The sequence below is a fragment of the Streptomyces sp. NPDC025784 genome (assembly GCF_055558435.1).
In genome coordinates this window covers 313,053-334,721 of the sequence record NZ_JBVHMN010000010.1, presented here as the reverse complement: position 1 = coordinate 334,721, position 21,669 = coordinate 313,053, and the positions used below count along the sequence as shown (strand labels likewise).

The window sequence follows — 21,669 nt, the reverse complement described above, 5'->3', positions numbered from 1 at the left end:
CGGTCGGGGTGCGGGGCCCGGAGCCGATTGTCAGTGGGCGACGGTAGGTTCTGTGGTCTGGAAGTGACCGCACATCGGAGGAAGTTGACGTGACCGATATCGCCATGCTGCCCGAGTCCTGGCGCGGCGTCCTGGGCGAGGAGCTGCAGCAGCCCTACTTCAAGGAACTCACGGAGTTCGTCGAGGAGGAGCGCGCCAAGGGTCCTGTCTACCCTCCGCGTGAGGAGGTCTTCGCCGCGCTGGACGCGACACCGTACGAGCGGGTGAAGGTCCTCGTGCTCGGCCAGGACCCCTACCACGGCGAGGGCCAGGGACACGGCCTGTGCTTCTCGGTCCGCCCGGGTGTGAAGACCCCGCCCTCCCTCCGCAACATCTACAAGGAGATGAAGGAGGAGCTGGGCACCCCGATCCCGGACAACGGCTATCTGATGCCGTGGGCCCAGCAGGGAGTGCTGCTGCTGAACGCGGTGCTGACCGTGCGCTCCGGCGAGGCCAACTCGCACAAGGGCAAGGGCTGGGAGAAGTTCACCGACGCGGTGATCCGGGCCGTGGCCGACCGGCCCGACCCGGCCGTCTTCGTGCTGTGGGGCAACTACGCGCAGAAGAAGCTCCCGCTGATCGACGAGGAGCGGCACGTGGTGGTCAAGGGGGCGCACCCCTCGCCGCTGTCCGCGAAGAAGTTCTTCGGCTCGCGTCCGTTCACGCAGATCAACGAGGCGGTGGCCCGTCAGGGGCACGAGCCGATCGACTGGCGGATTCCCGACCTGGGCTGACGGGGGACCTGCGGTCGGCCCCCGTGACCGGGGCCGGCCGCCGTGACCGGCGTCGGCCGTCGCCGTCCTCCCGCGGTCTCGTCCGGGGGTTCGCATCCCCGCCCGTCACCGGCCTGGCCCAGCGGCGTACGGGGGCGCCTGAGCCCGATCGACAGTGGCTCCGGCTAGCGTCGTAGGGACAGTGACGAGCCTGGAGGACGCGGTGGCGGAGCAACAGGAGCAGGCGGCGCCGGACGCCATGATGACCCGGATCGGACAGGTCGTCATGCTGCACCACGGCGGGGACCGCGAGGAGGCTCGGGGCCGCTTCCTGGACCTGTGGGCGGAGATCGGCGAGGACGGCGACCCCCTGCACCGCTGCACGCTGGCGCACTACATGGCCGACACCCAGGACGACCCCTCGGACGAACTCGCCTGGGACCTGCGCGCGTTGTCGGCGGCCGAGGAGCTGAGCGAGGGGCGCCTCGCGGAGCATCACCAGTCGCTCGCGGTTCGCGCCTTCTACCCGTCCCTCCACCTGAATCTCGCCGCCGACTATGTGAAGCTCGGCCACGGCGAGGTCGCCCGCAGCCACCTGCGCAGAGCACGCGGCGCGGTCGGCGCCCTCGGTGACGACAGCTACGGCGACGGGATCCGCGCGGCGATCGCCCGCCTGGAGACGAGACTCGCCCACGGCGGCATCCCGGACGGAGACAGCCTCCCGGACCGTCTCGGCGGTCCGGGAGGCGAGACGCTGGGACCGCCGAGAAAGCGTCCCTAGCAAGGGTCCGACCCCGCTCCGGAGGCCCCTGGGACGCGCACGGCCTCCGGTTCGGCCGGCCTGTCCACAGCGACCGATGACACCGTGCCCGCCTCGGGACGGGCACGGCACCGACCGCGATCCCTCAGGGGCCGTACGCCTTCTTGCAGATGATCGCCTCCGGGCTGTCCGCCCTCCAGCCGCCGTACTTCCTGCCCAGGGCGCACACGTCCGAGCCTCGTGGCAGGCCGGTCGGGACGGGCGGCTCGACGGGGTGCGTGTCGGGCCGGTGCGGCGCGGGCTGAGGGGCCGGCCGGTCACGGTGCGGCGGAGCCGCCGGTGCCGTGGCGGCCGGCGGGGGACTGGCCCGGTGAGGTGCCGGGGCACGCTTCGAAGGCTTCCGGGACGGCCCGATGAGCTCCAGCGCCTCCTTCGCGGGTGCTTGTACGATCTGCGGTTCGCCCTTTCCGTCCGGACGCGGCGCGGCGGGCCGGGGCGGCGCGGGCGGCGGGCCGGGGGAGGGCGGCCGCTGGACCGTCACACAGCCCGAGAGGGCGGTGACGGCCGCGGCGACCAGGAGCGTTGCGGTGGTCGTCGTTCGATGCACTCGCGCAACTCTGCTGTGTCCCGGCCGATTTGGGGAGCGGACAAGCGCAGGTTGCCCCACATGGGTGATCCTTCCGTTCCTCCGATGGCCGTGGCCGCCGGAAAACCGACCGTCTGCGCACGGCTCGCCGGGCGGCCCGGGATCAGGGTGCCAGCATTCCCCGCAACAGTTCGCGGAAGCTCGCGCGCAGCTCCTCGATCCCCGGCACCGCGTCGTGGAACGAGCCGGCCACGCACGAGAACATCATCCCGTCGCACCAGGCGACCAGGGACAGCACGTGCCGGTCCGGGGCGCTCGACCCGGCGGCCGTGACCAGCGCGATCAGCGGGTCCCGGAAGCGCCGGCCGGTCACGTCGAAGAACTCCCGCAGCTCGGGGCGTCGGGTCGCCTCCAGCGCCAGCTCGTAGCGGGCGACGAGCAGTTGACGATGACGGGTCAGGTAGCGGTGCAGGGCGAGAGCGAGTCCGTCGGCCAGGGCATCGGGCCCGCCACGCGGGTCCGGCATCTCGTCGGGCGTGAGCACCTGCGCCTCACGCTCGGCGAGCCGCCGTACGGCGGCCTCCAGCAGGGCCAGCCGGGTGCGTGCCTGGTTCGAGGTCGAGCCCTGAGGGAGCCCGGCGGCCTCGTCGACCGCGCGGTGGGTCAGACCGCGCATCCCGCGCTCGGCGAGCAGGTCCAGCGCGGTGTCGGCGATCAGTTCGGCGCGATCGGCGCCGGTGTTGCGTACGGGCATGGGGCCAATCTATCGGGATCACTACATCTGTAGTACGGTCGAGAGGTCGGCTAACTACAGGTGTAGTGGCCTGGTGTGCGCGGTCACCGCAGTCGGGTGGTGACCCCTGAGGGTCAGGAGGAGCCATGACCGAGATGCCCGAGGTTCCGGCACGGCCGGTGGCGGCAGGAACCGTGGCGGCACGAACCGTGGCGCAGCCCACCGACGCCCGGGCCGCCACCAAGGACGCCACGACGGAACCGCCCGGCCGGCCCCGCGTCGTCGTCGTCGGAGGCGGCATCGGCGGCCTCACCGCGGCCGTGGCCCTGCGCCTGCGCGGCTGGCAGGTCACCGTCCTGGAGCGCTCCCGCTCGCTCACGCCGGTCGGCGCGGGCATCTCCCTGGCACCCAACGCCCTCCGCGCGCTCGACGTGATCGGCATGGGGGACGAGATCAGGGGACTCGCCGCCTGGCAGGGTGACGGCGGAATGCGCACCCCGCAAGGGCGCTGGGTGTCCCGCACGAGCGCCTCCGCCCTCGCCGAGCGCTTCGGCGGCCCGCTCGTGGTCGTGCACCGCGCCGAGCTCGTCGCACGGCTCGTCGCCCGGCTCCCCGCGGACACCGTCCGGACGGCCGCCGAGGCGATGCTCGCCGACCCGGGCGACACCGCACGCCCCGCCCTGGTCGCCACCGCGGACGGCGGCCTGGAGGCCGAACTGGTCGTCGGCGCCGACGGCATCCACTCCGGTGTGCGGCGGGTGCTCTTCCCCGCGCATCCCGGGCCCGTCTACTCCGGCTTCACCACCTGGCGGATCGTGAGCCCGGCACCGCGCCAGGCCTTCGACGCCCACGAGACCTGGGGGAGGGGCCGCATCTGGGGCACCCAACCACTCAAGGACGGCAGGATCTACGCGTACGGCGCCGCTCTCGCCCCCGCCGGGCAGCGCGCCGCCGACGAGAGGCAGGAACTCCTGCGCCGGTTCGGCGACTGGCACCACCCGATCCCCGACCTGATCGCCGCCGCCGATCCCGCGCACGTGCTGCGTCACGACGTCCACCACATCGCCGAACCGCTGCCGGCCTTCCACCGCGGCCGGACGGTCCTCCTCGGCGACGCAGCGCACGCGATGCCGCCGACCCTCGGGCAGGGCGGCAACCAGGCCATCGAGGACGCGATCGTCCTCGCCCATCACGCCGGCCCGGACGCCGTCGACCTCGCCGCGTACTCCGCGGTACGGGCGCCGCGCACCGCCGCCGTCGCCCGCAAGGCCGTCCAGGTGGCACGGGTCGACATGATGACCAGCCGCGCCGGCATCGCCGTACGCAACGCGGCTCTCGCGGCGCTGTCCAAGGCCGGGCCCGCGCTCCTGCTGCGGGGCTTCGACGGCATCGCCGACTGGCGACCGCCGCAGCCGCCGTATGCTTCCGTCGAGGCCGCGCCGGCCACCCGTCCGGCCGGGCCCGAGCCGGTCACCGGAGCCGGCACCTGAACGCGAGGAGAGCTCAGTGAAGGTCGGCTGCATAGGACTCGGCGACATCGCGCAGAAGGCCTACCTGCCGGTGCTCGGAGCGCAGCCGGGGGTCGAACTGCACCTGCACACGCGCACGCCCGAGACGCTCCACCGGGTGGCCGACGGCCTGCACCTGCCGCAGGAGCAGCGCCACACCGACCTGGCGGACCTGCTGGCACAGGGCCTCGACGCGGCGTTCGTGCACGCCGCCACCGTCGCGCACCCGGAGATCGTCACGCGACTGCTGGAGGCCGGCGTACCGACGTACGTCGACAAGCCCCTCGCGTACCGGCTCGCCGACTCGGAGCGGCTGGTCCGGCTGGCGGAGGAGCGCAACGTCAGCCTCGCCGTCGGCTTCAACCGGCGCTACGCACCCGGGTACGCGCAGTGCGCCGACCACCCGCGGGAGCTGATCCTGATGCAGAAGAACCGCATAGGACTGCCCGAGGAGCCGCGCACGATGGTCCTCGACGACTTCATCCACGTCGTGGACACGCTGCGGTTCCTGGCGCCGGGGCCGGTCGACGACGTCACCGTGCGGGCCCGGGTCGCGGACGGGCTGCTGCACCACGTCGTGCTGCAACTCGCCGGCGACGGATTCACCGCCCTGGGCGTGATGAACCGCCTCAGCGGATCGAACGAGGAGATCCTCGAGGTCTCGGGCCAGGACACCAAGCGCCAGGTGGTCAACCTCGCCGAGGTGATCGACCACAAGGGCCAGCCCACCGTGCGGCGGCGCGGGGACTGGGTCCCCGTGGCCCGGCAACGCGGCATCGAGCAGGTGGTCCTCGCCTTCCTCGACGCCGTACACGCCGGCAAGGTGCTCAGCGCCCGTGACGCGCTGGCCACCCACGAACTGTGCGAGCGAGTGGTACGTGAGGTCGAGGAACGGATCGCCGCAGCCTGACCGCGCGGACGCCCTCCGTCGCGCACAGCGCCGCCAGCACCAGCAGGGCCCCGTACACCGGCCAGTCGCCGAACCGGACGTACGGCGTGACCCCGCGGGCCAGCGGGACCTCGTACACCGTCGCCGCGTGCGAGCCCGTGCCGAGCCAGGAGCCGATGCGCTCGCCGCTCGGGCCGTAGACCGCGGAGACGCCTGTCAGGGTCGCGTGCACCATCGGGCGTCCCGTCTCGGCGGCCCGCAGCGCGGCCAGCGAGGCATGCTGCTCGGGCGCCCAGCTGTGCTGGAACGTCGACGTCGACGACTGCGCGAGGAGCACCCCGGCGCCGTCCTGGGCGAGGTGCCGGCTCATGTCGGGGAACGCGGACTCGAAGCAGACCATCGGGCCGACGCGCAGCCCGTGCCCCACGTTCATCACCACCTGCTCGCTGCCGCGCCGGCGGTCCTCGCCCGCGGCCTTGCCCACCGAGGTCGCCCAGCCGAGCAGGGAACGCGCGGGCACGTACTCGCCGAACGGGACGAGCCGCATCTTGTCGTAGCGGTCACCGGTCGGACCCTGCGGGCCCACCAGGACCGAGCTCTTGTAGATGCCCGGCCGATCGGAGCGGCGGGCGTCGACGTTGACCAGGATGTCGGCGCCCGTCAGCCGGGACAGCGCGGCGATCCGGTCCGCGAGGTCGGGACGGTCCGCCAGGTCGAAGCCCACACTGCTCTCGCCCCACACGACGAGGTCGACGTCCTTCCCGGCGAGCGTGCGGGTGAGGGCCTCCTCACGTGCGAACCGCTCGGATCCGCTCCCGATGCCGTCCACGACGCCCGGCTGCACGACCGCGATCCTGACCCCGCCGTCGACGTCCGGGCGCGGTGACCACACCCACGCCGCCGACGTCACGGCCGCGGTCGCCACCAGCCCGGCCACGGCGGGCACACGGGACCGGCGCACCGCGATCAGGACGGCGACGGCGACGTTGACCGCCACCACCAGGAAGCTGAGCAGCCACACACCGCCGACCGAGGCGAGCCGCAGCGCGGGCGCCACTTCCCACTGGCTCGACCCGAGCAGACCCCACGGGCCGCCCAATCCCTGCCAGGAGCGGGCGAGTTCGACCATCAGCCAGCCCGAGGGCAGCACGATCAGCGCGGCGGCGACATGGCCCGCGGAGGGTGTCCCCGCCAGGAACCGCCGCACGAGCCGGGCCCAGGGGGCCCACAGCAGCCCGAGCAGCGCCGCTATCAGCACCGTGAACACGTGCAGGCTGGGCAGCAGCCAGTGGTGCACGGCCAGCATGAAGCCGAGCCCGCCGAGCCAGCCGTCGTAGGCGGCCCGCTTCCCGGTCGGTGCCGAGCGGACCAGCAGGATCCACGGCACCAGGGCGACGTATGCGAACCACCACCAGGACGGGGCGGGGAAGGCGAACACGGGCAGGGCGCCCGCCAGTGCGGCGAGGACCCCGCGCCGCCATGGAGAGCCGAGCCACAGCCCGAACCGACCGGGCCCACCGTCCGGCCTCTGCATACGGCGCCTCCCTCCCCAGGTGGTCCTTCCAGTGTGCGCGCCCTCGGCGATCTCCGACAGAGGGCCTCGAACGGGCCGTGTTCCCGCGGTGACCTCAGGTGTTCGGGAAGCCGCGACGGACGTCGGGGACTCTGCAGGCCGTCGGTGCCGTCAGGAGTTCAGCGGCCGGTGGGGGCCGGGGCCCGGGAGGCCACGGGGGGACCTCAGGGGTTCACGAGGACGCCGGCGCCGGGGTGCGCCGCCACTTCTCCTGGACGACCACCTCCCGCAGCCGCCAGCCGTCGTCCGTACGCACCAGACCGAAGGCGTACCGGCCGCCGCACACGAAGTCGGGCGCGGTGGAACCTCCGTCCTGTCCCGACGAGGTGCCGTCCGGTGTCGCGAACCGCATGGGATTGATGTAGTCCGCCTGCACCCGGGCCGTGTCGCCGGTGTCCTGATCGAGGATCCCGAACCGAACCCGGCGGTTCACGATCAGGTGCTGGCGCATGGGGAACAACTGCATGCTCCGGGCGAGCCACTCCGCGATGTGCGCCGCGTCTCCCTCGATGCCGCCCGCCGAGCGGTAGTCCGCGCGTCCGTCCGCCGTGAACAACCCTCGGTACGCCTCCCAGTCGCCGTCGTCCACGGCCACGGCGTACTCGGTGACGAGTCCGTCCACGGCGAGCCTGTCCATCACGGCGGCGAGCTCCACACGCTGCGTCATCGGCTCAGTGTTGGCCACGGGGCGTGCCACGCCAAGGGGCGTGCGGCGACATTCGGTGGCCGCTTCGAGGTCGCGCGGTGACCCCTGGCCGCGGCCGGTGCCGCCGGGGCCCGCCGGAGGGGGCCGCTCGCCCCGGCGCCGGGACGCTCCCGTCCCGGCAGGGGCGTCCGCCCGTCTGGGATCGTAGGTGATCCGCATGCGGTCGAAGGTGACCGATTCCTGGCGCCAGGAGGCTCTTATGACACGTCCGGTCACGATCGTCACGGGTGGCAGTCGGGGGATCGGAGCCGCCACGTGCAGGCGCCTCGCGGCGGACGGGCACGACGTGGTGGTGGGATACGTCAGTGACGGCGAGGCCGCCGAGTGGACCGCGACCGCCGTTCGCGCGGCCGGAGCGCGTTGTGTGACCGCCCGCGTGGACACGTCCGACGAGGACGACGTGGACCGGCTCTTCGAGACGGCGGCGGAGCGGCTCGGGCCGGTCACGGGCCTGGTGAACAACGCCGGGGTGACCGGTCCGCTGGGCAGACTCGCGGACGCCGACGCCGCCGATCTGCGCAGGGTGGTGGAGGTCAACCTGCTGGGCACGCTGCTCTGTTCGCGCCGCGCCGCCCGCACGATGGCCGCCTGGGGGAGCGGTGTCATCGTCAACGTGTCCTCGGCCGCCGCCACGTTGGGCAGCCCCGGAGAGTTCGTGCACTACGCGGCCACCAAGGCGGCCGTCGACGCGCTGACGACGGGGCTGGCCAAGGAGCTGGGTCCCGACGGCATCCGCGTCAACGCGGTCGCGCCCGGGATGATCGACACGGAGATGCACGCGACGATGGGGGACCCCGGCCGCGCCGACCGGGCCGCCGCGTCGATCCCGCTGCGCCGCGTGGGCGAGGCCGACGAAATCGCCGCCGCCATCGCGTGGTTGATGTCCCCCGAGGCGTCGTACACGACAGGCGCGGTGCTCCGGGTGTCCGGAGGAAGGTGACGGGCGCGGACGACGGGCGCGGGGCCGCCGAACCGCGGATGCGGTCCGGCCCGGCGTCGAGCTGCCGGTCAGAGGGTGCTGGGCCGTCGTGTTCCGGGCCACCAGGGCCCCGGACGAGGGACGGTCGGCAGCGGCCGGCCCGGATTCCACGAGCGGTGTCGGGAGGGGCGGACCGTCTTCGGAGGACGCCTCCACGCGGGCGGCCCTCGGAGGGGCTCATGGGGCGTGGGCTCCGGCAGAGTGCCCCGGTCGCGTCCAGGGCTCCGCGGGCGGTGTGCGGCCGGCTGTGCCCGGGCCGGTCAGGCGGCTTCGACGACCTCGCCCCGGATCGCCTCCGCCCACCGCACGACGAGCAGCTCGTACTCCGCGCGCTCCTGGGCGGACAGGGAACCGCCTGCGCGGGTCCACAGGGCGCGGATCTGCTCGTTTAACGCGGCCGCAGACCGCACGGAACCAGAGGGTGTGGAATCGGGGGACATGCGCACAAGCCTAGGGGCAAGGACTGACACTGCGCTACCGGACCGCTACTCATCCCGTATGCGCTTCGTCACGGCCGACGGTCGGGAGCCGTGCTGCGGGGCGGTGAACCGTACGTCATCACCCACGGGACGGCGTCCCGGCTGCGCGGCGGGCCGTCGGCTCAGCCCGCGGACTCGGCCGCGTGCGGGCTCAGCGCGCCCGTCGTCACCAGCGCGATGATGACGATGCCGAGCGCGATCCGGTACCAGACGAACGGCATGAAGCTCTTGTGCGAGATGAACTTCATGAACCAGGCGATGACGGCGTAGCCGACGGTGAAGGCGATGACCGTCGCGAAGATCGTCGGGCCCCAGGAGACATGGCCGCCCTCGGTGGCGTCCTTGAGCTCGAAGGTGCCGGAGGCGAGCACGGCCGGCATCGCGAGGAGGAAGGAGTAACGGGCCGCCGCCTCCCGGGTGTAGCCCATGAACAGGCCGCCGCTGATGGTCGCGCCGGACCGGGAGACGCCGGGGACCAGGGCCATCGCCTGGCAGACGCCGTACAGCAGACCGTCCTTGGCGTTCAGGTCCTGAAGTGTCTTGCGCTGCTTGGCCGCCCGGTGCCTGCCGCCCGTTTCGTCGCGTGCGGCGAGCCGGTCGGCGACGCCTATGACCACACCCACCACGATCAACATCGTGGCGGTGACGCGGAGATCGCGGAACGGTCCCTCGATCTGGTCCTTCAACGTCACGCCGAGCACGCCGATCGGGATCGAGCCGACGATCACCAGCCAGCCCATCTGTGCGTCGTGGTCCCGGCGCATCGCCTTGTTCGTGAGCGAGCGGGACCAGGCCGAGAGGATGCGGCCGACGTCCTTGCGGAAGTAGATCAGCACCGCCGCTTCCGTGCCGAGCTGGGTGATCGCGGTGAACGCCGCGCCCGGGTCCTTCCAGCCGGCGAAGGCCGCCGTCAGCCGCAGATGCGCGCTGGAGGAGACGGGAAGGAATTCGGTCAGCCCCTGGACGAGTCCGAGGATGAGGGATTCAAACCAAGACATGAAGTTACGTGGTCCAAGTGCTGATCGTGGAAGGGGCGATGGGCGCGCCGTGACGCTTGTGTGGTGATCACGGGCGATGAGGGCAGCGTAGCGCCCGCGGGTGACAGACCGGCCACAGGGGCTTCGCAGCGGCGGGCGCGAGGGGCCGTCGGCGGGCTTCGGCCGCGGCTGTGCGGGTCTTGTCCGGTGCTCGGTCGAGGTGTTGACCGGCCGCCGCGGTGCCGCATACGTTGCGGCACGAGGGAAAGCGCTTGCTCCGGCCTGGCTCCACCCGCTGCCGACAAGCGTTGGCCAACGTCCGGCGTCGCGTCCGATGGAGTGCTGATCAGGTCCATGCCCACACCCCGCATCGCAACCGAGACCTTCCCGGGCCGCCCGGCGGTCGACCCCTTCGCGGGCCGCCGCATCAGGGCGGCCGTCGTCGGCGCGGGCGCCATAGCGCGCGGGAGCCACCACCCCGCGCTCGCCCGGCTCGCCGAGGAGGGCGAGACGGAAGTCGTCGCCGCGGTCGACATCGCCGAGGAGGCCGTGCGGGACTTCTGCGCCGCGGCGGGGATCCCGCACGCCTACACCGATCTGGACCGGATGCTGGAGGAACAGCGACCCGACCTGGTCGCCGTGTGCACCCCGCCGACCCTGCACCGTGAGCAGACCGTCGCGGCGCTGCGCGCCGGTGCCTGGGTGTGGTGCGAGAAGCCGCCCGTCCCGACACTCGCCGACTTCGACGCCGTCGAGGCGGCGGAGAGCGAGGGCCACGGTCCGTACGCCTCGATCGTCTTCCAGCACCGGTTCGGATCCGGCGCCCGGCACGTCAGGCGGCTGATCTCCGAGGGCGCCCTCGGGCGGCCCCTCGTCGCGCACTGCCAGACCACCTGGTACCGCAACGCCGACTACTACGCCGTGCCCTGGCGCGGACGCTGGGCCACGGAGGGCGGCGGTCCCGCGATGGGGCACGGCATCCACCAGATGGATCTGCTGCTCGATCTGCTGGGGCCGTGGACCGAGGTGCGTGCCATGGCCGGACGCCTGGTGCACGACATCGAGACCGAGGACGTCTCGACCGCCCTCGTGCGGTTCGAGAGCGGGGCGCTGGCCACCGTCGTGAACAGCGTGCTGAGTCCGGACGAGGTGAGCCGCATCCGTGTCGACTGCGAACGGGCCACCGTGGAGCTCACCCACCTGTACGGACACCGGAACGACAACTGGCGCATCACGCCGGCGCCGGACGTACCGGAGACGGAGGCGGCGCGCTGGCGGGACTTCGGTGAGGACGTGCCCAGCTCGCACCTCGCGCAGTTGCGGCTCCTGGTCGCGAGCATGCGCGCCGGTGAACGGCCGCGCAGCAGCGGTGCCGACGGGCGGACCAGCCTGGAACTGATCAGCGCGCTGTACAAGTCCGCGTTCACGGACACGACCGTCCGGGCCGGGGAGATCGGCCCGGGCGACCCCTACTACACGGCCCTGCACGGCGGCGCCCCGGGCTGGGCACCGGCCGCGCCCGGCGCGCACGCGGCCCCGGGCCCGCGCGAGGCGCCGGATCCGTCCGGAACAGGCGGGACGACAGGGGAGACCACGCCCGGCGTCGGGCAGGAGGTATCGGCATGACCGGAGCACCGGCCGACGGCCCGCGCGTCGTCCATGCGCACGGCGACCGCATCACGATCAGTGACGCCACCACGGGGGTCGAGCTGCTGAGTTACGTCTACCGGCCCGAGGCCGCCTGGGAGGCCCCGAAGCCGTACCTGCATCCGCTGCGGACGCTGGCCGGTGACGTCGTCACGGACTACCGGCCCAACGACCACCGTTGGCACAAGGGCCTGCAGATGACGGCCTCGCACCTCTCCGGCCAGAACCTGTGGGGCGGCAACACCTACGTCCACGGGCAGGGCTATCGCGAACTCCCGGAGCGCGTCGGGTCGATGGCGCACGTTGCGTTCGACGAGGTGGCTTCGGGCGGGGGCCGCGCGGTGATCGCGGAGCGCCTCACATGGCATCCGTACGACGGCGAGCTGTGGGCCGACGAGGAGCGGCGCATAGAGGTGCACGACATCGACCCGGAGACGGGCTCCTGGGCCCTGACCTGGACCACCGCGGTCACCAATCGCCGCACCGAGCCGCTGCGCTTCGGCAGTCCGACCACCGCCGGGCGGGAGATGGCGGGCTACACCGGCCTGTTCTGGCGCGGGCCGCGCGCCTTCCGCGGCGGGCGGATCGTCGGTCCTGACGCCGAAGGGCCCGCGCTGATGGGGCGGCAGGCACCCTGGATCGCGTACTCGGGGGAGCACGACGGTGCCGACGGGCACGCCACGCTCGTCTTCGCGCACGCCCCGGAGAACGATCACGCCGGGGCCCGCGGCGGGCATCCGGCCCACTGGTTCGTCCGCAACGAGCCCTTCGCGGCCGTCGCCCCCTCGCTCGCCTTCTTCGACGAACTGGAGCTCGCGCCCGGGGACACCCTCACCCGGCGCTACCGGGTGGTGGTGGCGGACGGTGTCTGGGGGCCCGCCGAGGCGGCCAAGTACCTGGAAGAGCACCCCTGGTGAGCGCCGCGACCGCCGGCTTCACGGGGCTGCCCGGAGCCGTCGCCGTCTCGCACCTCCGCGTGTACGACTGGCCCGCCGCCGACGGCGTTCGCGGGGGAACTCCCCATGTGCACCTGACGTGTTCGGAGGCGTACGTCGTCACCGGAGGGCGTGGGGCGGTGCAGACGCTCACCACCTCCGGCTACGAGGTCACGCCGCTCGCGCCCGGCACCGTCGCGTGGTTCACTCCCGGCACGATCCACCGGCTGGTCGACGAGGGCGACCTGCGCATCACGGTCCTCATGCAGAACAGCGGCCTGCCGGAGGCGGGCGACGCGGTCCTCACACTGCCCCCGGAGCACCTGACCGATCCCGAGACGTACGCGGCGGCCACGGTGATCCCGGTGGACGCGTCGGAGGAGGAGCAGGCCCGCTTCGCCCGTGCCCGGCGGGACCTGGCCCTCGACGGCTACCGGGCGCTGCGCGACGCGGACGGGCCCGAGCCGCTCGCCGCCTTCCACCGGGCCGCGGCGCGGCTGGTGCGACCCCGCCTCGCGGAGTGGCGCGAGCGGTGGCGGCGGGGTGCCGAGGCGGCGGCCGCGGCGACGGGGGACCAGCTCGACCGGCTGGAGCGCGGCGACGCGTCGCACCTCGCCGACGCCGCCGTCCGGGCCGAACAGCCTTCAGCGCAAGGCCGGTTCGGCATGTGCGGGTGGCTCGACGTCTACAAGGGGACCCACTAGGCCGGCAGGTGGCGGGCCGCCCGGACGGGCCGAAGCGGTCAGGCGAGCGCTGACTCCCCCGGCCCCTGCCGGCTCCGCGGAGCAGTGGTGGGACCTAAGCCACCGCGGGCCCCGTCACCGTCCAGCCCGGCGCCTGCGGGTGGGCCGTCAGGTCGTGCTGGTGCACATCCTCGCGGCACTCGGCGCACACGACCTGGGGGACCAGTTCGTGGCCGCAGACGTGCTCGATCACCATGGGGCGGTCACCGTCCGCGTGCAGATGGCGGTCGCCCCAGGCCATCAGCGTCATCAGGACCGGCACCAGCTCCAGGCCGGACGGCGTGGGCCGGTACTCGTACCGCTTGGGGCGGTCGCTGTACTCGACCTTCTCCAGGACGCCGGCGTCGACGAGGCGCTTGAGGCGTGCCGTCAGCACGTCGCGCGGGGCGCCGATGTTGCGGACCAGCTGGTCGAACCGCCGGGCGCCCAATGACACCTCGCGCAGTACGAGCAGGGAGTACTTCTCGCCGACCAGGGCCAGGGTGTCGGCGATCGAGCAGGGGCGCGCGTCCTTCATGGCATCAGTCTACCGGGTGGGTTGGATTGTCCAACCCACTAAGCTACTCTTGAGTCACTTAGCGGGTTTGGAAAACGAACTCAGTGAGTCTGGAGATCGAACATGCGTGACGCCGTCATCGTCGAAGCCGTACGCACTCCCGTCGGCAAGGGCAAGCCCAACGGCTCCCTCGCCCACATCCACCCGGTGGAGCTCCTCGCCCACACACTGCGGACCCTCGTCGAACGCTCGGGAGTCGACCCGGCGCTCATCGACGACGTCATCGGAGGCACCGTCGACCAGGTCGGCGAGCAGGCCATGAACACCACCCGGTACGCCGTGCTCTCCGCCGGATTCCCCGAGACCGTGCCCGCGACCACCGTGGACCGCCAGTGCGGCTCGTCGCAGCAGGCCGTGCACTTCGCCGCGCAGGGCGTCATGTCGGGCGCGTACGACATCGCCGTGGCCTGCGGTGTGGAGTCGATGAGCCGTGTCCCGATGTGGTCCAACGTGCCGGCGGGCAAGGACCCCTTCGGGCCCGGAGTCGCCGCACGCTTCCCGGAGGGCCTGGTCCCCCAGGGCATCAGCGCCGAACTCATCGCCGCCAAGTGGGGCATTTCGCGCGAGCAGATGGACGCCTTCGCGGTGGGCTCGCACCAGAAGGCGGGCGCGGCCTGGGACGGCGGACTGTTCGACGCGGAGGTCGCCCCCCTGGAGGGCGTGACACGCGACGAGTCCGTCCGGCCGGGCAGCACCACCGAGATACTCGCCGGGCTGAAGCCCGCGTACTACGACCCCGCTTTCGGCGAGCGCTTCCCGCAGATCGACTGGGCCGTCACCGCGGGCAACGCGAGCCCCGTCAACGACGGCGCGTCGGCCGTGCTCATCATGTCGAGCGAGACCGCGGCCCGCCTCGGCCTGCGCCCCCTCGCCCGGCTGCACAGCTTCGCCGTCACCGGCTCGGACCCCCTGCTGATGCTCACCGGCGTCATCCCGGCCACCGAGAAGGTGCTGCGCTCGGCCGGACTGTCCCTCGGCGACATCGACCTCTTCGAGGTGAACGAGGCCTTCGCGGCCGTCGTCCTCGCCTGGCAGCAGGAGACGGGCGCCGACCTGTCCAAGGTCAACGTGCACGGCGGCGCCATCGCACTCGGCCACCCGCTCGGCGCGAGCGGTACGCGTCTGACGACCACGCTCGTCCACGCGATGAGGACCCGCGGTGCCCGCTACGGGCTCCAGACGATGTGCGAGGCGGGCGGTCTCGCGAACGCGATGGTGATCGAAGCGCTGTAGTGCGCTGCGGGCCTCGGCAGGCCGCCTGAGCTGCTCCCGCCCGGCCGGTGCGAACTGCCCGTACGCGGCAGGCACCGCCGTGGCCCGGCTGCCGCGCGGGCGGACGCGAACGCCCGCGTACGGTCGTGCGGTCAGGTGGCGCGCAGATGGTGCCGCTTGCGCCACGCCACCACCGCGCCCACGAGACCCGGCACCGCGATGCAGCCCATGGCGATCAGGAACGCGGGCGATGTCGGCGTCGAGGCCCGCGCGCCGGCGACGGCGTAGGCGGCCGTGTTCGGGATCGAACCGAGGGCGGTGGCGAGCAGGAAAGGCAGCCAGCCCATGCGGGAGACGGCCGCGCAGTAGTTGGCGGCCCAGAACGGCACCCCGGGGAACAGCCGGGCCACCATCATCGAGCGGAACCCGTGTCTGCTCAGCTGACCGTCCGCGGCCTTCAGCCAGCGCCCGCGCAGCAGCGGACGCAGCGCGTCCTGCCCGAGCACCCGGCCCAGCCCGAAGGCGACCCCGGCACCCAGGACCGTGCCTGCGAGCGCCGTGCCCAGGCCCAGTTGGGAGCCGAAGAGGGCGCCCGCCGCGAGATTGAGCAGCGGACGGGGCACGAAGGCGACCGTGCACAGCCCGTACGCCACGGCGAACGCGGCGGCAGCCGCCGCGCCGCCGAGGTGAGGTGGCCAGCCGTCGGCCAGCAGACGCTGTGGTTCGAACAGCAGAACGGTCGACGCGGCCGCCGCGAGCAGCGCCACGAGGAGCGAGAAGCGCGACCAGGGCGACAGCAGCACTCTGCCGCACCGGCCGGCCGGCCGGGTACGCCCGGCGATCAGTGCCGCGGGCGTGGCTGCGGTGGATTCAGTGGTGAGGGCGAGCTCCGTGGCGGCGGGCCGGGGAGTGGCCGTGGCGGTGCCCCCAGAGCGGGTGGTGGCATCGAGCATCCGGTGACACTAACCGACGAATGTGTGTGATCGCCGTATGGTTCGTCTCATGGGCGTCACAGCTTCCGGAACGTCAGGTGCACGGTTCGCGCCGCCGAGCAGCGCTTTCGCGGACGCCGTGCTGCCGCGCCTCACCGCCACCTACTCCGCGGCGGCCGACCCCGACCGGGCCGCGTCGATGCGCGTGTACATGAAGGACGTCGCCCCCTTCCTCGGTCTGACGACGCCAGGCCGCCGCGTCCTGTCGCGGACCGTGCTGGCGGGCACGGCACGCCCCGACGAATCGGACTGCACCGCGCTCGCCCTGCGCTGCTGGGAGCTGCCGGAACGCGAATACCACTACTTCGCCGTCGACTTCCTGCGCCGTCACGTCAAGCGGCTGTCGTCGGGATTCCTGCCGGTGGCCCGGCAGCTCGTCAGCACCGTCCCGTGGTGGGACACCGTCGACGCGCTCGCCGCGCACGTGGTGGGCGGACTGGTCGCCGCCGACCCGGAGTTGAAGGCCGACATGGACGCCTGGATCGAGGACGACGACCTGTGGGTCGCGCGTACGGCGCTGCTCCACCAGTTGCGCTACAAGGAGGCCACCGACACCGCGCGACTCTTCGCGTACTGCGCCCGCCGGGCCGGGCACCCCGACTTCTTCATCCGCAAGGCGATCGGCTGGAGTCTGCGCGAGTACGCGAAGACGGACCCCGGGGCGGTACGGGACTTCGTCGCCCGCGAGCGAGGCAGTCTCGCTCCGCTGTCCGTGCGCGAGGCGCTCAAGAACATCGGCCCCTGACACCCGCCGGGGCACCAGCCGTACCGCCCGTCACCCCGGCACCGAAAACCATTCGACGCGGACGGACGCGTCGGAGATGATCTCCCCATGTTCCGGTACGCCTTCCTCCTGGCAGCATCCGCAGTCGCGGATGCGCCGAAGGCTGCCGTCCCGATCGTCGTGGCAGCCGTAGACGGCGCCCGAAGCTGACCCTTCCCGGATCGTCCGGCGGACCCCGCAGGGGGAGGGTCGGCGAGTCCTTGGGGTCCCCGTCCCGGCCGTTCGCGCCGGGGCCATCACTCAGTTCCGCTGACACTGAAGAGGCTTCGAGGTACAGCCATGCCCAAGACGGCTTACGTGCGCACCAAACCGCACCTGAACATCGGCACCATGGGGCACGTCGACCACGGCAAGACCACCCTGACCGCCGCCATCACCAAGGTGCTCGCCGAGCGCGGCTCCGGCACCTTCGTACCGTTCGACCGGATCGACCGGGCGCCGGAGGAGGCCGCGCGCGGCATCACCATCAACATCGCGCACGTCGAGTACGAGACCGACACCCGGCACTACGCCCACGTGGACATGCCGGGCCACGCCGACTACGTCAAGAACATGGTCACGGGCGCGGCCCAGCTCGACGGGGCGATCCTCGTCGTCTCCGCGCTGGACGGGATCATGCCGCAGACCGCCGAGCACGTGCTGCTCGCCCGTCAGGTGGGCGTCGACCACATCGTCGTCGCCCTCAACAAGGCCGACGCGGGCGACGAGGAGCTCACCGACCTGGTGGAGCTGGAGGTCCGCGAACTGCTCTCCGCGCACGGCTACGGGGGCGACTCCGTACCCGTGGTACGGGTCTCCGGCCTCAAGGCCCTGGAGGGGGACCCGCGATGGACGGCGGCGATCGACGCCCTGCTCGACGCGGTGGACACCTATGTGCCGATGCCCGAGCGGTACCTCGACGCGCCGTTCCTGCTGCCGGTCGAGAACGTGCTCACCATCACCGGCCGCGGCACGGTCGTCACCGGTGCCGTGGAGCGCGGAACGATCCGTGTCGGAGACCGTGTCGACGTGCTCGGCGCGGCGGTCGACACGGTGGTCACCGGCCTGGAGACCTTCGGCAAGCCCATGGAGGAGGCCCAGGCCGGCGACAACGTCGCGCTGCTGCTGCGCGGGGTGCCCCGCGACGCGGTCCGGCGCGGGCACATCGTCGCCGCGCCCGGGAGCGTCGTGCCCAGCCGGCGCTTCACGGCGCAGGTGTACGTGCTGTCGGCACGCGAGGGCGGGCGCACGACCCCCGTCTCCACCGGGTACCGGCCGCAGTTCTACATCCGCACGGCGGACGTGGTCGGCGACGTCGACCTCGGCGCGACGGCGGTGGCCCGGCCCGGCGACACCGTCACCATGACGGTGGACCTCGGCCGCGACGTGCCGCTGGAGCCCGGCCTCGGCTTCGCGATCCGTGAGGGCGGCCGGACGGTCGGCGCGGGCACGGTGACCTCGGTCGGCTGACCGCCGCCGGGACGGCGGGTGTCCGCCCCTGAGAAGGGCGGACACCCGCTCGTCGCGCCGTGGGTGCCGTGCGCGAGACTGATCGCGGACGCTGTCGTGGCAGTGTCGTCGAGGGGGAGAAGCGCCGTAGCGGACAAGGCACTTGTGCTCGGCGGCGGGGGCAGCGGGGGGATCGGCCGGCTCGCCGGAATGCTTCACGGCCTCGCGGAGGAAGGCGTCGACCTGAGCGACGCCGACGTGGTGATCGGTACGCCGGCGGGCGCGTCCGTCGGCGCCCAGCCGGCCTCCGGAGCACTCACCCCGCTGGAGCTGAACCGGCGCCGACTCGGCCCCCGGAGCGGCGAGGTCGCGGCACGCCTGCCCGCGAGTGCCTACCTGCGGTACGCCTGGGCGACGCTCACCTCCCGCACCCCCGAGGAGTGCGGCCGGAAGATCGGCAGGATGGCGCTCGCGGCGGGCACCGCCGACGAGGCGGCCCGGCGCTCCGCGATCGAGAGCCGGCTCGTCTCGCACGACCGGCCCGAGCGGGCGCTGCGGATGCCCGCCGTCGACACGGCGACCGGCGAGCTGCGCGTCTTCGACAAGGACAGCGGAGTGCCGCTCGCGGAAGCCATGGCCGTGAGCTGTGCGGTGCCCGGGGCGTGGCCGCCGGTCACCGTCGACGGACGGCGCTGGATGGACGGCGGCACCCACTCACCGGCCGCCAACGCCCACCTCGCCGCCGGGTACGGCCGCGTCGTCGTGCTCGCCCCGATCGCGAGGGGCGGCGGCCCCCTGGTGTCCGCCGCCGAACAGGGCCGCAGGCTGACCGAGGACGGCGCACAGGTCGCCGTCGTCTCCCCGAGCGCCGCGCGGCGGTCCTTCGGACGCAACCCTGTGGACCCCGCAGCCAGAGCCGCGGCGGCCGAGGCCGGACGAGCGCAGGCCCCGGCGCAGCACGGATCGCCGAGGTCTGGCGGGCCTGAGCCGAACGGCTCCCGGACGTCCCGGCACACGACCCGCCGGGCCGAATACCGCGCCCTCCCACGGGCGCGTGCCTCCGTCGCCGGTCGCCACGGCACAATGGACGCGTGGACGAGCCCATACCCGTGACGCGTGCCGTGGATCACGGCACCGCGAAGCTGATGCCCGACATCGACCGGGAACGGGCGTGGCTGCTGACGGTGGACGGCGCACCGCAGTCCTACGTCGATCTCGACGAGCCGACACACCTGGAGTTCGAGTACACGCGCCGACTCGGGCACGTGCTGGACACGGTGGCGGCGCCCGGCCGTGCGCTGGACGTCCTGCACCTCGGCGGCGGGGCGCTCACCCTGCCCCGCTACGTCGCCGCGACACGGCCCGGTTCCCGGCAGGACGTGGTGGACGCCGACCGCGCACTGCTCTCCATGGTCGGCGAGTACCTGCCGGTGCCCGAGGGCGCCGATGTCGCCCTGCACGGCGCCGACGCCCGGGCCTGGCTCGAAGCGGCGGTGCCCGACTCCGCGGACATCCTGATCGCGGACGTCTTCGGCGGCTCACGCGTACCGGCGCACCTGACCACGCTGGCGTACGCGCGCGCCGCCGAGCGGGTGCTGCGCGCCGACGGTGTCTATCTGGCCAACCTCGCCGACGCCGCGCCCTTCGGCTTCCTGCGCTCCCAGCTCGCCACGTTCTCCGCGGTGTTCGAGGAGCTGGCTCTCATCGCCGAACCCGGTGTGCTGCGCGGCCGCCGCTTCGGCAACGCCGTGCTCGTGGCCTCCCACCGCCCCCTCGACACGGCCGCCCTCGCCCGGCGGACGGCCGCCGACGCCTTCCCCGCGCGCGTGGAACACGGCCCCGCACTGCGGGAGTTCACCGGCGCCGCCGAACCCGTCCGGGACGAGGACGCGGTCCCCTCACCCGAGCCGCCCGCCGGAGCCTTCGGCATCGGCTGACCCGGCCCCGCCGGCCGTCGCCGTGGGGGAACCGCCGGCCAGGGCCGCGGCCTTGGTCAGGCCGTCCGCCACGGCCGTCTCACCGGGTGTCGTCCCGGCCCCGCGCCCCGGCACACCGTGCGCAAGCTCCCTCGTCCGCCGCGTCAGGTTCCGCACGTCGGACACGCACAGCACCGCCGCCGTGACCAGCACGACCAGCGCGGAGCAGCCCCACAGGGCGGTCGTGCGCCCGACGGCCTGTTCCACGGGGCCCGCCAGCGCAGTGGCCAGCGGGACCATGGCGATCGACCCGAACCAGTCGTACGCGGAGACGCGCGAGAGCTTGTCCTCGGGGATCTCCTGGTGCAGCGCGGTCATCCAGGACACGCCGAACACCTCGATCGCCAGACCGCTGGCGAACATCACCGCGCACAGCGGGCCCACCGGCACGGGGACCGCGAGCGCGGCGGCGGGAAGGGCCAGCGGGAAGACGCAGAGGGTGCCCGCGAGCAGCAGCCGACGAGGTTTCCAGCGGGTCATGAGCAGCGCACCGCCGACGGTCCCGGCGCCGAACGCGCCGAGGGCCAGGCCCCACGGCCCCGGGCCGCCGAGGCTGTCCTGGGCGACCAGCGGTCCGTACACGGCGTCCGCGGCGCCGACGACCGCGACGACGACGGAGAACTGAGCGACGATCGTCCACAGCCAGGGCCGGCCGACGAACTCGCGCCAGCCGTCGCGGAGGTCGGCGATCAGCCCGCCGCCGGGCTCGCGCGGCGGAATGTGACTGACGTCGAGGAACGAGCGCAGCGCTCCGGCGAGCGCGAACGCCAGCGCGTCCACGGCGAGCACCCAGCCCGGCCCGAGCACGGCCACCAGCGCGCCGCCGAGGGCCGCGCCGCCCAGCCCCGCGCCCTGCATCGCCATCCGGAACATCGCGAAGGCGCGGCTCGCCTGCTCCCCGGCGACCGAGGACATCAGCATGCCCTCCGCCGCGGGGTTGAAGAACGCCTGCCCGGTGCCGCCGAGCGCGGACAGCAGCATCATGTGCCACAGCCGCGCGTCACCGCTGATCACCAGGGCGGCGAACACGGCCTGGGACGCGCAGTTGAGGGCGTTGGCCGCGACCATCACCCGATGCCGCGGCAGCCGGTCCGCGACCGCACCGCCGATCAGCAGGAAGAGCACCAGCGGCAGGGTCCGGGCCGCCGCCACCAGGCCCACGTCGCCGCCGTCGCCGCCCGCTTCGAGAACCGCGAAGGCGGAGGCGATCAGCGCGCCCTGGCTGCCCAGGTTGGTGACGACCGCGGCGGCGGTCAGGAGGGCGTAGTTCCGGCCCGCCCAGGAGGGACGGCGCAGGTGGCGCGGGGAGTCGGCGGCAGTGTTCACCGGCTGACTATCGCCGCAGAAGCCACTGCTTGCCAAACCGATTGGGCCGCTGCCGGACATCGCCGAGTCGCCGCCCGGCCGCCGCGCGGGTGCGCGGCGGCCGGGAAGGAAGCGGAAATGCGGGCTCG

Annotated in this window: 22 protein-coding genes; 13 read left to right on the top strand and 9 right to left on the bottom strand. The window is 73.2% G+C overall.

The window, feature by feature from the left end; translation table 11 throughout:
* Window positions 1-89 precede the first annotated feature (89 nt).
* The gene (locus tag ACZ4IF_RS24015) at window positions 90-773 is read left to right on the top strand and encodes a uracil-DNA glycosylase (RefSeq protein ID WP_345658215.1); all 684 of its coding nucleotides are present in this window, start codon (window positions 90-92) and stop codon (window positions 771-773) included.
* A 202-nt stretch (window positions 774-975) separates the two neighbouring features.
* Complete coding sequence (locus tag ACZ4IF_RS24010) at window positions 976-1,533, top strand: hypothetical protein (protein WP_467566052.1); 558 nt, start codon at window positions 976-978, stop codon at window positions 1,531-1,533.
* Window positions 1,534-1,657: 124 nt separating this feature from the next.
* Here the strand turns inward: ACZ4IF_RS24010 and ACZ4IF_RS24005 are convergent, their stop codons facing one another.
* Both ACZ4IF_RS24005 and ACZ4IF_RS24000 read right to left on the bottom strand, forming a co-directional pair.
* On the bottom strand, window positions 1,658-2,119 hold the full coding sequence (locus ACZ4IF_RS24005) for a hypothetical protein (RefSeq protein WP_467565935.1): 462 nt from the start codon (window positions 2,117-2,119) through the stop codon (window positions 1,658-1,660).
* Between the two features lie 142 nt (window positions 2,120-2,261).
* Window positions 2,262-2,852: a TetR/AcrR family transcriptional regulator gene (locus ACZ4IF_RS24000; RefSeq protein WP_467565932.1), complete on the bottom strand. Its 591-nt coding sequence runs from the start codon at window positions 2,850-2,852 to the stop codon at window positions 2,262-2,264.
* Between the two features lie 125 nt (window positions 2,853-2,977).
* Between ACZ4IF_RS24000 and ACZ4IF_RS23995 the strand changes: the two genes are divergently transcribed.
* On the top strand, window positions 2,978-4,321 hold the full coding sequence (locus tag ACZ4IF_RS23995; protein WP_467565929.1) for an FAD-dependent oxidoreductase: 1,344 nt from the start codon (window positions 2,978-2,980) through the stop codon (window positions 4,319-4,321).
* A gap of 16 nt (window positions 4,322-4,337) precedes the next feature.
* Window positions 4,338-5,249: a Gfo/Idh/MocA family protein gene (locus tag ACZ4IF_RS23990; RefSeq protein WP_467565926.1), complete on the top strand. Its 912-nt coding sequence runs from the start codon at window positions 4,338-4,340 to the stop codon at window positions 5,247-5,249.
* Here the strand turns inward: ACZ4IF_RS23990 and lnt are convergent.
* Both lnt and ACZ4IF_RS23980 read right to left on the bottom strand, forming a co-directional pair.
* Window positions 5,167-6,762 (bottom strand): apolipoprotein N-acyltransferase, encoded by a 1,596-nt coding sequence (lnt, locus tag ACZ4IF_RS23985; protein WP_467565923.1) that lies wholly within the window; start codon window positions 6,760-6,762, stop codon window positions 5,167-5,169. The genes ACZ4IF_RS23990 and lnt overlap by 83 nt on opposite strands.
* A 211-nt stretch (window positions 6,763-6,973) precedes the next feature.
* A complete protein-coding gene (locus tag ACZ4IF_RS23980) occupies window positions 6,974-7,468 on the bottom strand; it encodes a nuclear transport factor 2 family protein (RefSeq protein ID WP_467565920.1) in 495 nt (164 codons plus the stop codon).
* Window positions 7,469-7,706: 238 nt separating this feature from the next.
* Between ACZ4IF_RS23980 and ACZ4IF_RS23975 the strand changes: the two genes are divergently transcribed.
* Complete coding sequence (locus ACZ4IF_RS23975) at window positions 7,707-8,447, top strand: SDR family NAD(P)-dependent oxidoreductase (protein ID WP_467565917.1); 741 nt, start codon at window positions 7,707-7,709, stop codon at window positions 8,445-8,447.
* 299 nt (window positions 8,448-8,746) lie between these two features.
* Here the strand turns inward: ACZ4IF_RS23975 and ACZ4IF_RS23970 are convergent, their stop codons facing one another.
* Together ACZ4IF_RS23970 and ACZ4IF_RS23965 are read right to left on the bottom strand one after the other, a co-directional pair.
* Window positions 8,747-8,926, bottom strand: coding sequence for a hypothetical protein (locus ACZ4IF_RS23970; protein WP_028800472.1), 180 nt, complete (start codon window positions 8,924-8,926; stop codon window positions 8,747-8,749).
* Between the two features lie 161 nt (window positions 8,927-9,087).
* On the bottom strand, window positions 9,088-9,963 hold the full coding sequence (locus ACZ4IF_RS23965) for an undecaprenyl-diphosphate phosphatase (RefSeq protein ID WP_467565914.1): 876 nt from the start codon (window positions 9,961-9,963) through the stop codon (window positions 9,088-9,090).
* A 333-nt stretch (window positions 9,964-10,296) separates the two neighbouring features.
* On the opposite strand from ACZ4IF_RS23965, the gene ACZ4IF_RS23960 reads away from it, so the two are divergent.
* The 3 genes from ACZ4IF_RS23960 to ACZ4IF_RS23950 are packed head-to-tail and all read left to right on the top strand — an operon-like array spanning window position 10,297 to window position 13,228.
* Entirely contained in the window at window positions 10,297-11,568 is a 1,272-nt protein-coding gene (locus ACZ4IF_RS23960) for a Gfo/Idh/MocA family protein (RefSeq protein ID WP_467565911.1), read from the top strand.
* Entirely contained in the window at window positions 11,565-12,506 is a 942-nt protein-coding gene (locus ACZ4IF_RS23955; RefSeq protein WP_467565908.1) for a DUF6807 domain-containing protein, read from the top strand. Before ACZ4IF_RS23960 ends, ACZ4IF_RS23955 begins: the two co-directional genes overlap by 4 nt.
* Window positions 12,503-13,228 carry a cupin domain-containing protein gene (locus ACZ4IF_RS23950; protein WP_467565905.1) on the top strand — a complete coding sequence of 242 codons (726 nt, stop codon included), beginning with the start codon at window positions 12,503-12,505 and terminating at the stop codon, window positions 13,226-13,228. Before ACZ4IF_RS23955 ends, ACZ4IF_RS23950 begins: the two co-directional genes overlap by 4 nt.
* Window positions 13,229-13,322: 94 nt before the next feature.
* On the opposite strand, the gene ACZ4IF_RS23945 is transcribed toward ACZ4IF_RS23950, so the two are convergent.
* The gene (locus ACZ4IF_RS23945) at window positions 13,323-13,784 is read right to left on the bottom strand and encodes a winged helix-turn-helix transcriptional regulator (protein WP_467565902.1); all 462 of its coding nucleotides are present in this window, start codon (window positions 13,782-13,784) and stop codon (window positions 13,323-13,325) included.
* Between the two features lie 102 nt (window positions 13,785-13,886).
* Here ACZ4IF_RS23945 and ACZ4IF_RS23940 point away from each other — a divergent pair, with 102 nt between their 5' ends.
* A complete protein-coding gene (locus ACZ4IF_RS23940; protein ID WP_467565900.1) occupies window positions 13,887-15,056 on the top strand; it encodes a thiolase family protein in 1,170 nt (389 codons plus the stop codon).
* A 131-nt stretch (window positions 15,057-15,187) separates the two neighbouring features.
* On the opposite strand, the gene ACZ4IF_RS23935 is transcribed toward ACZ4IF_RS23940, so the two are convergent.
* The gene (locus ACZ4IF_RS23935) at window positions 15,188-15,988 is read right to left on the bottom strand and encodes a TVP38/TMEM64 family protein (RefSeq protein ID WP_467565897.1); all 801 of its coding nucleotides are present in this window, start codon (window positions 15,986-15,988) and stop codon (window positions 15,188-15,190) included.
* Window positions 15,989-16,037: 49 nt separating this feature from the next.
* Here ACZ4IF_RS23935 and ACZ4IF_RS23930 point away from each other — a divergent pair, with 49 nt between their 5' ends.
* The 4 genes from ACZ4IF_RS23930 (at window position 16,038) to ACZ4IF_RS23915 (ending at window position 20,176) form a co-directional block, all read left to right on the top strand.
* Window positions 16,038-16,772, top strand: coding sequence for a DNA alkylation repair protein (locus ACZ4IF_RS23930; RefSeq protein WP_467565894.1), 735 nt, complete (start codon window positions 16,038-16,040; stop codon window positions 16,770-16,772).
* Between the two features lie 318 nt (window positions 16,773-17,090).
* Window positions 17,091-18,260, top strand: a complete 1,170-nt coding sequence (gene tuf / locus ACZ4IF_RS23925) for an elongation factor Tu (RefSeq protein WP_467565891.1) — start codon at window positions 17,091-17,093, stop codon at window positions 18,258-18,260.
* Between the two features lie 189 nt (window positions 18,261-18,449).
* The gene (locus tag ACZ4IF_RS23920) at window positions 18,450-19,352 is read left to right on the top strand and encodes a patatin-like phospholipase family protein (protein ID WP_467565888.1); all 903 of its coding nucleotides are present in this window, start codon (window positions 18,450-18,452) and stop codon (window positions 19,350-19,352) included.
* Window positions 19,331-20,176: a spermidine synthase gene (locus ACZ4IF_RS23915; RefSeq protein WP_467565885.1), complete on the top strand. Its 846-nt coding sequence runs from the start codon at window positions 19,331-19,333 to the stop codon at window positions 20,174-20,176. The genes ACZ4IF_RS23920 and ACZ4IF_RS23915 overlap by 22 nt, the downstream gene beginning before the upstream one ends.
* Here ACZ4IF_RS23915 and ACZ4IF_RS23910 read toward each other — a convergent pair.
* Complete coding sequence (locus tag ACZ4IF_RS23910; protein ID WP_467565882.1) at window positions 20,138-21,541, bottom strand: MFS transporter; 1,404 nt, start codon at window positions 21,539-21,541, stop codon at window positions 20,138-20,140. The two genes, ACZ4IF_RS23915 and ACZ4IF_RS23910, sit on opposite strands and share 39 nt — an antisense overlap.
* Between the last annotated feature and the right edge of the window lie 128 nt (window positions 21,542-21,669).